We start from the raw sequence: 15,084 nt of genomic DNA on the forward strand, positions 1-15,084 counted from the left end.
ACCAGGACCGGGTGGCGTCAGTGGAGGTTCGGCATCGGGCCCTGGCCCTTCTCGTCGATGATGTGGCCGGTCGCGAACCGATCGAGACGGAAGACCGCATTCAGAGGATGTGGCTCGTTCCTGGCGATCGTGTAGGCGAAACACCACCCGGAAGCGGGTGTGGCTTTGAAGCCGCCGTAGCACCAGCCGGCGTTGAGGAAGAGGCCCTCAATCGGCGTGCGATCGATGATCGGCGAGCCGTCCATCGACATGTCCATGACGCCCCCCAGCTTCGCAGGACGCGCAGCCGTCCGAGCATCGGCATCAGCGCCATCCCCTCCTCGAAGACGTGCTCGACGGTCGCAAGCCCGCCGCGCTGGGCATAGGAGTTGTAGCCGTCGATGTCGCCGCCGAACACGAGCCCCCCCCTTGTCTGACTGGCTGATGTAGAAATGGCCGGCGCCGAAGGTCACAACCGTGTCGATCAGAGGCTTGATGCCCTCCGTGACGAACGCCTGAAGCACATAGCTCTCGATCGGCAGGCGCAACCCGGCCATGGCGGCAAGACGAGACGAATGGCCTGCGACGGCCAATCCGACACGGTTTGCAGCGATCGGGCCGCGCGTCGTCTCGACTCCGACGACACGCCCCTGCGCCGTGTTGATCCCCGTCACTTCGCAGTCCTGCACGATATCGACACCGAGACGGTCGACCGAACGCGCATATCCCCAGGCCACCGCATCGTGCCGCACAGTGCCGCCGCGCCGCTGCAACAGCCCGCCGCGGATCGGGAAGCGTGCGTTGTCGTAGTCGAGGTAGGGAACCATCCTGCGCACCGCCTCGCGGTCGAGAAGCTCGGCATCCACGCCGGCGATCCGCATGGCATTGCCGCGCCGGGCCTAGGCATCGCGCTGGGCGTCCGAGTGAAAGAGGTTGAGCACGCCGCGCTGGCTGACCATCGCGTTGTAATGGATCTCCTGCTCGAGCCCTTCCCAGAGCTTGAGCGACCACTCGTAGAAGGCGGTGTTCGCCGTAAGCAGGTAGTTCGAGCGAATGATGGTCGTGTTTCGTCCGACATTTCCTGAGCCGACATGGCGGCGCTCGAGCACGGCGACATTCGTCAGCCCGTGCTCCTTTGCGAGATAGTAGGCGGTGGCGAGGCCATGCCCGCCGCCACCGACGATCACGACGTCATACGAGGGCTTCGGTGCAGCATCGCGCCAGGCGGGCTGCCAGCCGCGATGGTCTCGAACAGCTTCACGGATAAGGGCCCAGATGGAGTAGCGGGACATCGCGCACTCGCGCGCGCGGCCGGCTCGGGCGCCAGCGGCTGAGGCTATTATGTTCAGGCGGAGCGCATGCCGAAGATAAATCCGACTCATGTCACAGGCGGTGCGCCCGGCCCGAACAATCGATGGCGACCCGTGTCCCGCGAGTTCCATAAACACGTTCGATGGATCCCACCAATCCGGGTTATCGCGCCAGCGCGCGGCGCCATGACCAGAAAGGGATGAAGAGTCAGAATCTTGCGCGAGGCCTCGTGCCCGTTTCCGGAGTGTGCGTGCGTCTCGGCCGAGGTGCCGCCGGCGCCGGTGCGCTGGTGGAAAGTTGCGGCATACTCGTCCGATCGCGCCGGCAACGGCGGCGGAAAGGGAGAGGCAGGATGATGTTCCGACGAGCGCTGTTCGGAGCCGCGGCTGCGGCGATCGCATTTGCTGGAGCGAGCGCCCAGACGAACACGCTGGAGAAGATCCGGCAGGCGGGAAAGATTGTGGTCGGCGTCAAAGCCGATTATCCGCCTTGGGGCATGCTCCATGCGCAAGGGCGCCCGCAGGGCATGGAGATCGACATGGCGCGGGATCTTGCCCGTAGGCTCGGGGTCGAGCTGGAGCTGGTAGTTGTCCTCTCCTCCAACCGGCTCGATTTCCTGCGGCAGGGACGGATCGATCTCGTTCTCGCGACGCTGACCGACACGCCGGAGCGGCGCCAGATCGTCGGCGGCATCGACCCGACCTACTATGCTGCCAGCACGGCGGTGTTCTCGCTGAAATCCGTTGGGCTCCGGCGATGGGAGGATCTCCGCGGCAAGCCGATCTGTGCGATCCAGGGGCCATGGTACAACCGGCTTGTCCAGGAACGTTACGGGGCGCAACTCATCACCTTCCCCTCGCGTCCCGAGGCCGAGGCCGCGGTTCAGGCGCGACGCTGCGTCGGATGGCTCTGGGATGAGACCGCTTTTCTTCCGTACCTGAACCAGCCGCAGTGGGCGCAGCGGGAGATGGCGCTGCCGCCAATCCAACCGGCGCCCTGGATGCTCGCGGTGCCGCTTGCGGAGCGCGATGGTCCGTACGGGAAGGCGATCTCGGCGATCGTGGAAGACTGGCACCGCACGGGGTTCCTAATCGAGCTCGAACGGAAGTGGGGGATCCCCCCAACCCAGTGGCTTGCGGACATGTACAACCGATACAAGAACACCCCGCGGCCGGGCGGCTAGCCCCGGCGCCTCCGCCAACGGCAGGCGCCGGTCGCGGGGTGGAGTGGCACAGCCTTGGATCCGATCGCGGAATTCGGCCTTTACGTCCGTGACGCCATCGGGTGGAATTCTGTCCTGCACGACGGCTTCGACCGAACACAGTTCCTGCGGGGCATCTGGACGACGGTCAGGCTCGGCTTCGCCTGCGTCGTCCTCTCAGTGGTGATCGGGGCGGTCGGCGCGCTGCTGCAGGGCGCTTCCTCGAGGCTCGCGCGTGGTGTCGCCCAAGGCTATGTGCAGTTCCTCCGGAACACGCCGCCTCTCGTTCAGCTCTACTTCTTCGATTTCGGGGTCGGGCCCCTGATGCCCGAAATCACCAACGAGTGGGGCGTGCGGCAGCCCATTCCCGGAAGTTTCGGATGGGCCGTGATCTCGCTCTCACTGTTCGCCGGGGCATACAACGTCGAGATCTTCCGCTCTGGCATCGAGGCGGTGCCCCGGTCGATGGTCGAATCGGCGGAAGCGCTCGGCTACACGCGGCTGCAGATCTTCCGCTCTGTCGTCCTGCCGCTCGGCTTCCGAATCTGCCTGCCGGCGCTCAACAACAACCTCGTCAAACTCGTGAAGACGACCTCGCAAGCCTTCGCGATCGCGGTGCCGGAGATCCTCTACGTGGCCGTGCGGATCTACACGGATCGCCTGAATGTTTGGGAGATGATGGTCGTGATGTTGCTGACCTACGTCTCGATCGTGGCTTTCCTCGTCTGGGCGATGGGCCGCTGGGAGCGGAGCTTGCGCATTCCAGGCTATTCCGTATGAGACATGGAGGGACTGCGCTCCCTGTGCTTCGGGCGCAGCGCGTCGCTCAGGCGCCCACGCTGGCCGAAGGGCTGTTCTCCGGCTGGTCGTGCGTCGCGGTCATCGCGACCTTCGCGCTGACGCTCCTCGCCCTTCCGGCTGCGGCCGCTACCGACAGCCCGACCGTCGTCGAGACGCTCCTGAAATGGCTGCCGCTGATCCTCTTCGGGCCCGTCGGGGAGTTCGGCGGCTTCGCGTTGAACACCGTGGTCAGTTTTCTGGCCATGGCGATCGGCACGGTGGCTGGGCTCTTCGTCGGGCTCGGGCAGCTTTCGCCTGCGCGCTGGATCAGGGCGATCGCATGGGCGATCACGCAGTTCTTTCGGAACTCGCCGTGGCTCGCGCTCCTGTTCTTCGTGACGTTCCTCCTTCCCTTCGAGGTGGAGCTCGGCGGGTCACGCCTTCCCTTGCCCGGGTGGATCAAGGCGACCATCGGTCTTTCGCTACCGATCATGGGCAACATGTCGGAGATCGTTCGTGGCGCGGTTCGGTCTGTTCCGCTCGCGCAGTGGGAGGCGGCCGAGGCGCTCGCCGTCACGCGCCGGGAGACCCTCTGGATGGTCATCCTGCCCCAGGTGGTCAAGCGCATGACCCCGCCCTGGATGAACTGGTATGCCATCCTAACGATGGCGACTCCGCTGATCTCGATCGTTGGCGTCGCCGACGCGATGTCACTGACCCAGGCTGCCCTCAACGCGGAAAAGCGCGATGGCCTCCTTTTGCCGATGTACGCAATGCTTCTGAGCTTCTTCTTCCTCTACTGCTATCCAATCGCGCGGCTGACGCGCCGGCTCGAGCGGCGTTTCCACGTGAGTCAGTAGGCCCCCCATGAGCTGGTCACCCGGCAGTCCGATCATCTCGATCCGCGATGTCCACAAGTCCTTCGGGCCGGTCGAGGTGCTGAAGGGGATCACGTTCGATGTCGCGAAGGGCGAGGTTGTCTGCATCATCGGGCCTTCCGGCGCCGGGACGTCAACGCTGCTGCGTCTCATCAACGCTCTTGTTCCGTTCGAACGCGGGTCCATCCGTGTCGAAGGGCAGGAGGGCAGGGATCCGAAGCTCGACAAACTCGCATTGCGCCGCAAGGTGGGCATGGTGTTTCAGCAGTACAATCTGTTACCACATCGCACCGTGCGGCAGAACGTGATGATGGCGCCGATCCATGTGCTCGGCCTCCCGCGCGCGGAGGTGGAGGAGACGGCGCGGCGCCTGCTTGCGAAGGTCAGGCTTTCGGGGAAGGAACATGCCTATCCAGGCGAGCTGTCTGGCGGGCAGCAGCAGCGTGTCGCGATCGCCCGGTCACTCGCGATGAGCCCCGACATCATGCTGTTCGACGAAGTGACCGCGGCGCTCGATCCCGAAACGAAGAAGGGGGTGCTCGTCACCATCCGCGAGCTCGCCGACGAGGGGATGACGTGCATGCTTGTGACCCACGAGATGGGCTTCGCGCGGGAGGTCGCAAACCACGTCTACTTCACCGATCACGGGGTGATCGTCGAGCATGGCTCCCCCGCCCAGTTCTTCAGGGCACCACGGGACGCCCGGACACGCGCTTTCCTCGACCAGGTGTTGTAGCTCGCGCCTCGACGTGCGCGAGGGTTGAGCGGGAGTGGGGACAGGCGAGCAGCGGTCGGCCGAGTGGGATCTGGCGTGCCTCGGCCATACGACGCCGTGGGACCGCGGAGCGCGCCGCGATCGCGGGATCCGCCCGCGGCGTGGCTCCACGGCGTGAGGCCGGGCGGGCGGTGTCTCCCGGCGTGGCTGGGGACAGGAGGCGGCCCCTAGAGCCCGCCGGTCAGGGCCGCGCGCGTCCCCTTCTGGAACGTGGCGACCGCCTTCAGCGCGTCGCGTAGCGCCGAGCGGTCGGCCTTCGCCAGCGCGGCTGTGTCGACGAGGTTTCCAGCCTCCCGCCCTGCCGCGAGATCATCGAGCTGCTGGCGAAGCAGACGCTCGACGATGATCCCGAACGCGGCGTCGAGCGCGGAGCGTTCCGATGCCGAGATGGTGCCGGCGGCGGCGAGAGTGGCAAGCCGGCCGCGCGTCGATGTCTCCTCGATCCCCTCGCGCAGCGCGAGCAGGCGCACGGAGGACACGAGCGGCATCAGCCCGTGCAACTTAAGGTCGGTGCGCCGGCCCGGCCCCTCCTCGTCATCGCGGAAGCCGCCCCAGAAGGAGAGGCCGACGGCGAATTTCGCATCCTCTGCGGCGAGTGCAGCGAGGAAAGCGGGGCGGAGGGCAAGCGCCCGCGCGAGATGCGCTCGGAGCTCGGCAGCGGGCTCGGCGGGGCCCCAGACGGGGCGGAAGTCGAACGCGATGTCGCCGAACAGGAGTGCCGCAGGCGAACGACGTTCCGTCCAGAGGGTGAACTGCTGCTTCCACTCGCTGAGCGTCTTGCGCCACAGCGGGTTGCGCGCCATCACACCCCCCTTGCAGAGCGTGAATCCGGCCCGGGCGAGGCGCGCGTTCAGGTCCTCCGCGAAGGGAATGAACCAGGCGTCCACCGCGGCGTGCAGCTCGTCCGGCCGCTCGCCTAGGATCAGACCGTTGTCCTGATCTGGGAATAGGAAGCTCTCGCCGCGACCGGCCGAGCCCATCACAAGCAGGGTGAAGGGCACGGGTGGGGGCGAGGGCGCCGCGGCCAGCGCCCGCTCGACGCAGCGCCGGTGGATATCGAGATTGATCTCAGACACGACGCCGATGACGTCGGCTGCCGGCACGCCGTCGTCGAGCAGGCTGCGCGCGAGCCCCGCCTGGGCGGAGCGTGTTTGCGCGAAGCCCTCCTCGTTGTCCTCGGCCAAAAGCGCCTCGAGGAGGTCGAGCAGGCCGCCGGAGGCGACGGCGTAGGTCTCGAAACGATGCAGCATGCCGATCGGCCTGCGGGCCGCATCGAGAACGGGGAGGTGGCGCAGGCGCCTCAGCCGCATCAGCCCGACCGCGCGCCAGAGCGGCTCGCCAGGGCCGACGCCGATCACCGGCGCGGTCATCACCGCCGAAAGCGGGGTGTCGGCCGAGACTTGGAAGGTGATCCGTCGCGCCACGTCCTGTTCGGTGACGATGCCGATCGCCGCGCCCTCTCCGTCCACCACGAGGATCGAGGATTGGCGCGCGTCAGCCATGGCAGAGACAGCGGCGGCGACAGGGGTGGTCGCCGTGAGGCAGGGCGGCGGCTGCATCGCCGCGCGCACGGTGCCGGTGAAGGCGGCGGTACGCCCGCTCATGCGCCGCGTGCAAGCAGTGCCTCGGCGAGCGCGGCAGGGTCGAAGCCGCGCTCGAGGTCCTGCTCGGCCGAGACGAGGTGCATCCTGAGCGCACCGAGAATCGACACGGTCTCCCCTTTGCGCAGGTCGGGGTGGATCGGCAGGGTTTCGAGCAGCACGGGCGCCGACTCGAGCGGAAGCTCGGTCGAGGCATGCGGGGGCGCGAGTTGAAGCCGCGCAAGACGCGCGGGCAGCGCCGCGATCCTGGCTTCCGCCTCCTCCTCGTGTTGTGGTGGCACGCCGGCGGTTTGGATCGCGCCTGCGGCGAGCGCTGCGATCGGAGCGACGAGCCGTTCCGGTTCGCGCACGTGCGGGCGGAGCCACGCCTCCGCCATGGCCACGATATCTCCTTGCGCGGCGAGATAGGTGCGCCAGCGGCAGACGGTCAGCGGTGTCGTGAAGCCGGGGTCGGCGAGCGCGCTGTGCCAGTTCACGCCGAGCTTGACTGCGCAGTAGTCGAGCACGGTCTTCTGGGCGAGATAGGCGCCGCGGGCAGCGAGGAAGGCGCCGAACCGCGCGGGATCGGCGCTTCGGCGGCGCTGCAGGACACGGGTCAGTGGCGCCAGGACGCGCACGTCGCAAACCGCTGCAAAGACCTGTAAAGCCCCAACATCGTTCACAAATCCGTTGGCGACGCGGTTGCCCCGTGCGACCAGCCTCGTGGCGTCAAGGAAAGAAGGGTTGCGCCGAGTCGCGCATCCTTGGGCGAAACGGAGAAGCGAACGTCGGTTCGCCGCCGAGGGGAGGAGAGATGGCCGAGTTCCTGAGCAGTGAAGGCACGGCGAAGGCGCATTCGCCGCACGAGGCACCGCCCAACATCGACCCGGCGACCGCGGCTGCCTACTGGAAGAAGACGTCCGGCCTGATGTGGCTGATGCTCGCGATCTGGTTCTTCGCGAGTTTCGTCGTGCGCTTGTTCGGGCCGAGTCTGAACAAGATCCACGTCTTCGGCTTCCCGTTGGGTTTCTACATGGCGGCGCAGGGGAGCCTGATCATCTTCGTCGCGCAACTTTTCTGGTTCGCGAGGCGCCAGAACCAGATCGACGAAGAGTTCGGTGTCGCCGAGGACTGAGGGAACCGCCATGGCAGCCCAGAGGGACGCCTTCCTCTCCCAGCTCAACAAGATCTACGCGGGCTATGTCGGCGGCTTCGCCGTGTTTGTGGCGGTCCTTGCCGTGCTCGAACAGCTCGGCGTGCCCGACCGGATCATCGGCTACCTGTTCGTCGTGCTGACGATCAGCGTCTACGCCTATATCGGCATTCTCAGCCGAACCATGCAGGTGAGCGAATACTACGTCGCCGGAAGGCGGGTGCCCGCGATCTACAACGGCATGGCCACCGGGTCTGACTGGATGTCGGCGGCGAGTTTCATCGGCATGGCGGGCAGCCTCTACCTGCTCGGCTATGGCGGGCTTGCCTTTATCCTCGGCTGGACCGGTGGCTACGTTCTGGTTGCCATCCTGCTCGCGCCTTATCTGCGCAAGTTCGGCCAGTACACCGTGCCGGACTTCCTCGGCGCCCGGTACGGGGGCAACGTCGCGCGATTCGTCGGGGTGATCGTGCTGATCACCGCGTCCTTCGTGTATGTGGTGGCGCAAATCGTCGGGGGCGGCATCATCACCCAGCGCTTCCTCGACGTCAGTTTCGCCCTCGCAGTGTTCATCGGGCTCGCCGGCATCCTCGTGTGCTCGATGATGGGCGGCATGCGCGCGGTGACCTGGACGCAGGTCGCCCAGTACATCGTGCTGATCATCGCCTACCTGATCCCGGCGATTCTGATGTCGGTGAAACTGACCGGCGTGCCGATCCCGCAGCTGATGTACGGCATCGCTCTCGAGCGGATCGAGGAGCTCGAGCAGGCGATGCGTGCGGCAGGTCAGGTCGTTCCCTACCACGTCGGCGCCTTCATGGACGCGCGCGGCAACTTCTCGATGCCCGCCGCGATCAACTTCTTCGCGCTGATCTTCTGCCTGATGGTCGGCACGGCCTCTCTGCCGCACATCCTGATGCGCTACTTCACCACGCCATCGGTGCGGGAGGCGCGGCAGAGCGTGGCGTGGTCTATGCTCTTCATCTTCCTCCTCTACTTCACCGCGCCCGCCTATGCTGCCTTCGCCAAGCTCGAGATCTATCAGAACGTGATCGGCAAGCCGATCGCCGAGCTGCCGGCTTGGCTGCAGAACTGGCAGCCGATGTCGCCTTACGGCGTGACATGGATCGGGGTGAACGACGCCAACCGTGACGGCATCCTTCAGTTGTCGGAGTTCCGAATCCACCCTGACGTGGTGGTGCTGGCGACCCCCGAGATCGCCGGGCTTCCCTACGTGATCGCCGGTCTTGTCGCCGCCGGCGGCCTCGCCGCCGCGCTGTCGACCGCGGATGGGCTTCTGCTCGCTCTCGCCAATGCTCTGAGCCACGACATCTACTACCGGATGATCGACCCGCAGGCGCCGACCAAGCGGCGCCTCTATGTCGCGCGGACGCTCCTGATCATCGTCGCGGTCGTGGCCGCCTACACCGCAGGACATCTCGGCGCCGACATCCTGTTCCTCGTCGCCTGGGCCTTCTCGATCGCGGCGGCGGGGCTGTTCGCGGCCCTCGTGATGGGCGTCTGGTACAAGAACACGACCAACACCGCAGCCATCCTCGCCATGTCGATCGGCTATGTCATCACCTTCGGCTATCTCATCTGGACTGAGTTCGCCGGCCTCAGCTTCATCGAGCTGTTCGGCGACAAGGCCGCGATCACAGCCGCCTATCGGCAGTATGTCGGGATCGCGGCGATCTCGGCCGAGGCGAAGGCGCCGATCCAGGCCCTGCTCGCGAACCCGGATGCGATCACCAACGGCCCATTCAGTGGCTGGCTGCTCTGGGCCGATACGGTGGTCCTGCGCAACCGCGTCACGGCGCGGCTGTGGGGAATCAACAACATCGCCGGCGGCATCTTCGGCGTGCCGATCTCCTTCCTCGTCATGTACCTGGTGAGCCAGGTCACGGCAGCGCCGTCGAAGGCGATGCAGGAGTTCGTGGAAAGCATCCGCATCCCAAAGGGCGGGGTGCGCCTCGTGGACAAGGCGCAGGCGGTCGACTGACGCTTCCGCCTGACCGTCGGACGGCAGGGCGGGGTAGAGCGATCCGCCCCGCCCTTCGCATCAGAGCCGTACGTCTCGAGACCGGCCATGGAGAGCCAGCCGCATTTCATCCTCTCCTTCCTGCCGTTCTGGCTGGTCGTCTACGGGTTCGCCGTGCTTGCCTGGACCTCGCTCGGCCGGTTCGTGCTCCAGGCGATGGTGGCTCCCGACAGCCGCAACTACATCTGGCGGTTCTCCTGTGTCCTCACCGACTGGTGGATTGTGGCCGTCCGCTTCGTCACGCCGCTCTATGTCGCGCCGATCTTCCTGCCGCTCGTCGCTGCCTTCTGGGCCTTCGCCCTGCGCTATGTGCTCTCCCTCTCGATGTTCGCGATGGGGTTGGCGCCGCGCCTCTCGACACTGCAGCCCCAGTAGCCGGCCCATGGCGCCGCAGACGCTGTTCGTGCTGACGGTCGGGCTCGCGGCGCTCGCCGGGCTTGCGCACATGCTCGGCCAGACGCTGCTCTTCGCGATCGTCTTCGCCACCGCCCCGTTCTGGTGGCCCGAGGTGTTCGGCTTCTACCCCGCCGTGCTCGCCTACGCGGCGTCGCTTGTGATCGCCACGGTGACGCTCCTTGCCGGAGGCGTGCCGGCTGCGCTGGTCGAGCGCTTCGGCGGCTACCGCGAGCCACAGGCGTTGCCGATGACGGTCTGGCTCGTCTCCGTGCTCGTGCTCACCGTCGCGGGACTCGCCTTGGGCAGAGCCTGAGAGCACACTACGGCGCTTCACGGAGCGTCGCGCCATGGAGCGGATCATCGCCGTCGCCGATCAGACGATCCGGCGCGCCTGCGGCTTCGCAGGCCTCGCCGTCGGCGCGACGATGCTCGCCCTGTCGTTCGATCTCGTTCTCGCGCTTCGTGTCGGCGCGGTGATGACCACGGGCGTCTGCGTCGTGCTGTTCGTGCAATCGCTCCGCGCCCCGCAGCAGGATGTGCGCCGGACGGAGCTCTACAGCGTGGTGGGGCGCAGCTTGACCCTGCCGCGCGAGCGGACGCAGCGGCTGCTCGGAGAGGTGCTCGCCGACCGCTATCTCTGGCACGCAGACCGCGCCGCCCTCGCCGCGCTCGGGCTGTGGTCGGGCGCTTTCCTACTCTGGCTTCTCCGCCTGCTTCGAGAGCTGCTCGCCTCGGTTCAGGCCTGAGGCTCCGACAGGTCAGCCCGTCAGCTCCGCTGTCCCGAGGCCGGTGATGGTGAGCGTCAGGGCTCCGGGCGGCAGGGGAGGCGACAGGCCGGCCGTAACCAGAACAGCGCCTGCGGGAAGATCGCCGATTTCCCGCGCCGCCTCCGCCACCTCACGCAGCGCCGCGCCGACATCGACCGTGCCGCGCCAGACGGGCGTGCCGTCCGACGTCGCGCGCGCGGGGCGTGGTGTGAGGAGCCGCTCCTCCCAGCCCGCCCGCGCTTTCCGTCCGACAACGACGAGCCCATGCCCGGCGAGGTCGGCCATGAAACCGGGCAGGTCGACCGGCCCTCGGGTGTAGCGGCTTGCGCCGATGTCCACTGCGACATGGACCGAGGCGATCCGCGCCGCCACGTCGCGCGCTGACCAGGGCTTCTCCCGTGCCGGCAGCGGCCGCGCGAGCTGCGCCACCAGCGCCGCCGTCAGGCGTGGCAGATGGAGCGGCGGTATCGCGGCGGGGGCGTGGAGAAGCCGCGCGGCGAAGACCGGGCCGGCGACCGGTGGACCCTCGATGCTCTCCGGCGGCGGAACCAGCCTGACCCCCACCGACGGCAGGCCGAGCTTTTCCCGAAGCAGCGCCGCGACCCGCTCTCCTTGGGCCGGCGTGGTAGGAGCAAGACCTGGCGGGAAGGGCGCGAGCGTCTGCCCCGAGGTGATGGCCTCGGCGAGATACTCTGCCGCCTTCCCCGCGGCCTCAGCGGAAAGCCGCGGCATCGCCGTCAGTCGAACGAGGGGAGGGCGGGGACGAGATCGTCGACGCGGAACCCGCCTTCCGGGATCGCATCGACCGGCTCGCCTGCCGGCAGCGCGGCGGTGCCGTAGAGATAGTCGGGCAGCCAGAGCGCGAGGTGGGGGAAGACGTAGAGCAGCGTCATCGAGAGGATGACGATGCCGACGAAGGGGAGACAGCCGGCGAAGATCTGCTGGATCCGCACCTGCGGCGGCGCCACGCCCTTGAGGTAGTAGGCCGCCATCGCGACGGGCGGCGTCATGAAGCTCGTCTGCAGGTTCAGGCCGACCAAGACGCCGAAGAAGATCGGGTCGATCCCGAAATTGTCGAGCAGGGGCAGGAAGATCGGCACGAAGATCAGCACGATCTCCGACCATTCGAGCGGCCAGCCGAGCAGGAAGATCACCACCTGGGCGAGGATCATGAAGCCGAGCGACGACAGGTTCAGGTGCTCGACGATCCAGGTCTCGATCACATGGTGCCCTCCGAGCCAGCCGAACACGGAGGTGAACACGTAGGCGCCGATGAACAGCCAGCACACCATCGCCGTGGTGCGCGCGGTCAGGAACACGCTCTCCTTGAGCTTGGCGAAGGTGAGCGCGCGGTAGGCGAGCGCGAGCAGGATGGCACCGAGGCTGCCCATCGCCGCCGCCTCGGACGGGGTCGCAAGGCCTGCGAGAATGGCGCCGAGCACGGCGGCGATCAGCGCCGCGAGCGGGAAGAAGCTCGTCAGCAACGCCCAGACGACCTGGGCGCCAGAGGCGGTCGCCATGTGCGCGGGAAGCTTGGGCGCCATGGAGGGGCGAAGTGTGGCGAGCCCGATCGTGTAGACCATGTAGAGCCCGGCGAGCAGGAAGCCGGGAATGAAGGCGGCGGCATAGAGCTTCACCACCGAAACGCCCGCGGTCGCGCCGTAGAGGATGAACATGATCGAGGGCGGGATGAGGATCCCGAGGCATCCGCCGGCGCAGGTGATGCCGGAGGCAAGGCGCGCGTCATAGCCTGCGCGAAGCATGGCCGGATAGGCGAGCAGGCCCATCAGCGTCACCACGGCGCCGACGATGCCGGTGGCGGTGGCGAACAGGGCGCAGGTGAGCAGGGTTGCGACCGCGAGCGCCCCGGGAAGGTTGCGCGAGGCGAGCTGCAGCGCGTGGAACAGCCGGTCGAGGATGTTGGCGCGCTCGATCACGTAGCCCATAAAGACGAACAGCGGCACCGAGATCAGCACGTCATTGGCCATCACCGCGTAGGTGCGCTGCACGAGCAGGTCGAACACCCGCGCCTCGAGGCTCAGGTAGCCGAAGCCGACCCCCATCGCCATCAGGGTGAAGGCGACCGGGAAGCCGAGGAGGACGATCAGGATGAAGCTTCCCAGCATCACCATGCCGAGGATCGGGTCGCTCATCGGGCGGCCTCCCGCGCGGCATGGTCAGCGGCAGCGGCCGCCGCCTTCTGCGCCGCGGCAAGCGCGAGCACCTGCGTCTCCATCTCCTCGACGTCGGCGAGCTTATCGGGCCAGTGCCCGGTGCGCAGCGCGATCACGCAGCGGACGATCTCGGCAAGGCCCTGAAGCAGCATCAGCGCCCCGGAGAGCGGGATCAGGAACTTGAATGGCCAAATCAGCGGCCCGTCAGGGGTCACCGAGGAGTGCTCGTTCTGCAGGAAGGAGATGTAGAAGAAGTCCCAGCCGAACCAGATCAGCGCCGCGGTGCCCGGGATGAAGAAGAGGAGGTAGAGCGGCAGGTCGATCATGGCCTGGCCGCGCGGGGAGAGGCTGCGATAGAGGAAGTCCGCCCGGACATGGCCGCCGCGCGAGAGCGTGTAGGCGCCGGCGACCATGAACAGAAGGCCATAGAGCATGTAGCTCGTGTCGTAGGCCCAGGAGGTCGGCGCCCGGAACATGTACCGGGCGAACACCTCGTAGCAGATAACGGCGGTGAGCGCGACGATCGCCCAGCCGGCGGTCTTGCCGGCCCAGGCGCTCACGCGGTCGATGCCGATCAGCAGGCGCTGCATGGCCGCTCCCCCCCGCGCTTCTCCTGACATCGAAACGCCCGCCCCGGTCTCCCGGAGCGGGCGCCCGTCCCGATCGCGGCGCGCTCAGCCGCGGGCGAAGAAGTGGTTGAAGGAGAGCACCGACGGCGCCTCGTAGCGCAGGTAGAAGGTCTGCACCCGGCGGCACCAGGCACGCTGGCTGTCGCACACCTTCTTGAAGAACGGTCCCGCGGCGGGCGACGAGGTGTCTCCCTCGAGCCTTGCGACCACCGCATCCCAGGCGCGAAGCTGCGCCTCGAGGATCGGCCGCGGCGTGGTGATCGCGCGCACCCCTTGGTTCTGCGTCATCTCGAGCAGGTCGCGCGAGTAGCGGTCCTGCTGCTTCCAGCTCATGTCCGCGGAGGCCGCCTCGGCCGAATGACGGAGAACGCCCTTCAGTTCGGCCGGCAGCGCATCGAACTTGGTCTTGTTGAACAGAACCTCGAAGGTTTCGGTACGCTGGTGGAAGCTCTGCAGCATGTAGACCTTCGCCACGTCCGGGAAGCCGAGCGCCCGGTCGGACGAGGGGTTGTTGAACTCGGCGCCGTCGATCACGCCGCGCTCGAGCGCCGGCACGATCTCGCCGCCCGGGAGCGCCACCACCGCGGCGCCGAGCTCGTTGAAGAGGTCGGTCGCGAGGCCGACGGTGCGGTATTTGAGGCCGCGGAGCTGCTCCACGCGCTCAATCGGGTTCTTGAACCAGCCGAGCGGCTGGGTCGGCATTGGCCCGGTCTGAAAGCCGACGACATTCACCTTGAGGATGTCGTTGATGAGCTCGTTGTAGAGCGCCTCGCCGCCCCCGTAGTAGAACCAGCCGAGGTACTGGTTCGCGTCGCCGAACCACGGCGGGGCAGTGCCGAACAGGCTGAACGCCTTGTTCTTGCCGAACCAGTAAGCCGAGACGCCGTGGCCGCCGTCGAGCGTACCGGCCGAGACGGCATCGAGCAGCTGGAAGGCGCCGACGACGGCACCGGCGGGCAGGAGTTCGAGCCTGAGCCGGCCGCCTCCAAGCGTGTTGACGCGGCTCACGAAGTCGGCGGCGAATTCATGGAAGATGTCGCGCTGGGGCCAAGTGCTCTGGAACCGCCATGTCATCGTCTGCGCGCGGCTCACCTGCGGCGCGGCGAGGGTCCCGGCGGCGACGGCCCCGCCGCCGAGTGCCGCGGCCGCCAGGAAGCGGCGCCGCCCCGCCGCCGGCTTGCGGCCGTTCGTCGTCTCCTTGCTCATGATCGTTCTCCTCCTCTGTTTCCGGGCGGCATGGATGGTCTCGCGTGAACGTCGTTGCCCGGTTTGGATCGGGTCTAACCACACTGGCCTGCCTTTCACAAGGCTGTCGCCGCTCCCTCTCGCCCTGCTGAACGCGCTGGCGGACCACCAGCCGCGAGCACGCAGGGCTTGCGTTCCGGGCGCGGCTTGCCGATCATTCGTGTGCGAATGATCA

General features: G+C 67.3%; 15 protein-coding genes and 1 pseudogene. 9 read left to right on the forward strand and 7 right to left on the reverse strand.

Translation table 11 applies throughout. The annotated features are described in order from the left end of the window. Positions 1-17 precede the first annotated feature (17 nt). Positions 18-1,421, reverse strand: a pseudogene (locus KO353_RS13180) (FAD-dependent oxidoreductase). Positions 1,422-1,432: 11 nt separating this feature from the next. On the opposite strand from KO353_RS13180, the gene KO353_RS13185 reads away from it, so the two are divergent. From KO353_RS13185 to KO353_RS13200, 4 genes are read left to right on the forward strand one after another with little or no spacing between them, the layout of a single operon-like run. Beyond that, positions 1,433-2,473 (forward strand): transporter substrate-binding domain-containing protein, encoded by a 1,041-nt coding sequence (locus KO353_RS13185; protein ID WP_218285199.1) that lies wholly within the window; start codon positions 1,433-1,435, stop codon positions 2,471-2,473. Between the two features lie 54 nt (positions 2,474-2,527). Continuing rightward, complete coding sequence (locus tag KO353_RS13190; protein WP_218285200.1) at positions 2,528-3,271, forward strand: amino acid ABC transporter permease; 744 nt, start codon at positions 2,528-2,530, stop codon at positions 3,269-3,271. Continuing rightward, a complete protein-coding gene (locus tag KO353_RS13195; RefSeq protein WP_218285202.1) occupies positions 3,268-4,131 on the forward strand; it encodes an amino acid ABC transporter permease in 864 nt (287 codons plus the stop codon). Before KO353_RS13190 ends, KO353_RS13195 begins: the two co-directional genes overlap by 4 nt. 7 nt (positions 4,132-4,138) lie before the next feature. Further along, a complete protein-coding gene (locus KO353_RS13200; RefSeq protein WP_328774477.1) occupies positions 4,139-4,885 on the forward strand; it encodes an amino acid ABC transporter ATP-binding protein in 747 nt (248 codons plus the stop codon). A 206-nt stretch (positions 4,886-5,091) separates the two neighbouring features. Here the strand turns inward: KO353_RS13200 and KO353_RS13205 are convergent, their stop codons facing one another. Further along, positions 5,092-6,528, reverse strand: coding sequence for a DUF294 nucleotidyltransferase-like domain-containing protein (locus tag KO353_RS13205; RefSeq protein ID WP_218285203.1), 1,437 nt, complete (start codon positions 6,526-6,528; stop codon positions 5,092-5,094). Further along, positions 6,525-7,142, reverse strand: a complete 618-nt coding sequence (locus KO353_RS13210) for a hypothetical protein (RefSeq protein ID WP_218285204.1) — start codon at positions 7,140-7,142, stop codon at positions 6,525-6,527. Before KO353_RS13210 ends, KO353_RS13205 begins: the two co-directional genes overlap by 4 nt. Positions 7,143-7,318: 176 nt before the next feature. Here KO353_RS13210 and KO353_RS13215 point away from each other — a divergent pair, with 176 nt between their 5' ends. The 5 genes from KO353_RS13215 (at position 7,319) to KO353_RS13235 (ending at position 10,840) form a co-directional block, all read left to right on the forward strand. Next, on the forward strand, positions 7,319-7,639 hold the full coding sequence (locus tag KO353_RS13215; RefSeq protein WP_218285206.1) for a DUF4212 domain-containing protein: 321 nt from the start codon (positions 7,319-7,321) through the stop codon (positions 7,637-7,639). Between the two features lie 10 nt (positions 7,640-7,649). Then, a complete protein-coding gene (locus KO353_RS13220; protein ID WP_218285207.1) occupies positions 7,650-9,659 on the forward strand; it encodes a sodium:solute symporter family protein in 2,010 nt (669 codons plus the stop codon). An 87-nt stretch (positions 9,660-9,746) separates the two neighbouring features. Continuing rightward, a complete protein-coding gene (locus KO353_RS13225; RefSeq protein WP_218285208.1) occupies positions 9,747-10,073 on the forward strand; it encodes a YggT family protein in 327 nt (108 codons plus the stop codon). 7 nt (positions 10,074-10,080) lie between these two features. Next, positions 10,081-10,407 carry a hypothetical protein gene (locus KO353_RS13230; protein WP_218285210.1) on the forward strand — a complete coding sequence of 109 codons (327 nt, stop codon included), beginning with the start codon at positions 10,081-10,083 and terminating at the stop codon, positions 10,405-10,407. A gap of 34 nt (positions 10,408-10,441) precedes the next feature. Next, positions 10,442-10,840, forward strand: a complete 399-nt coding sequence (locus KO353_RS13235) for a hypothetical protein (protein WP_218285212.1) — start codon at positions 10,442-10,444, stop codon at positions 10,838-10,840. Positions 10,841-10,852: 12 nt separating this feature from the next. On the opposite strand, the gene KO353_RS13240 is transcribed toward KO353_RS13235, so the two are convergent. The 4 genes from KO353_RS13240 to KO353_RS13255 all read right to left on the reverse strand — a co-directional run bounded on the left by KO353_RS13240 (position 10,853) and on the right by KO353_RS13255 (position 14,870). Beyond that, positions 10,853-11,593, reverse strand: coding sequence for a hypothetical protein (locus tag KO353_RS13240; RefSeq protein WP_218285213.1), 741 nt, complete (start codon positions 11,591-11,593; stop codon positions 10,853-10,855). 5 nt (positions 11,594-11,598) lie between these two features. Then, positions 11,599-13,014, reverse strand: coding sequence for a TRAP transporter large permease (locus KO353_RS13245; protein ID WP_218285215.1), 1,416 nt, complete (start codon positions 13,012-13,014; stop codon positions 11,599-11,601). Then, positions 13,011-13,625: a TRAP transporter small permease subunit gene (locus tag KO353_RS13250; protein WP_218285216.1), complete on the reverse strand. Its 615-nt coding sequence runs from the start codon at positions 13,623-13,625 to the stop codon at positions 13,011-13,013. The genes KO353_RS13245 and KO353_RS13250 overlap by 4 nt, the downstream gene beginning before the upstream one ends. An 84-nt stretch (positions 13,626-13,709) precedes the next feature. Beyond that, a complete protein-coding gene (locus tag KO353_RS13255) occupies positions 13,710-14,870 on the reverse strand; it encodes a TRAP transporter substrate-binding protein (protein WP_218285217.1) in 1,161 nt (386 codons plus the stop codon). Positions 14,871-15,084 lie beyond the last annotated feature (214 nt).

This window comes from Elioraea tepida (assembly GCF_019203965.1).
GTDB lineage: Bacteria > Pseudomonadota > Alphaproteobacteria > Acetobacterales > Acetobacteraceae > Elioraea_A > Elioraea_A tepida.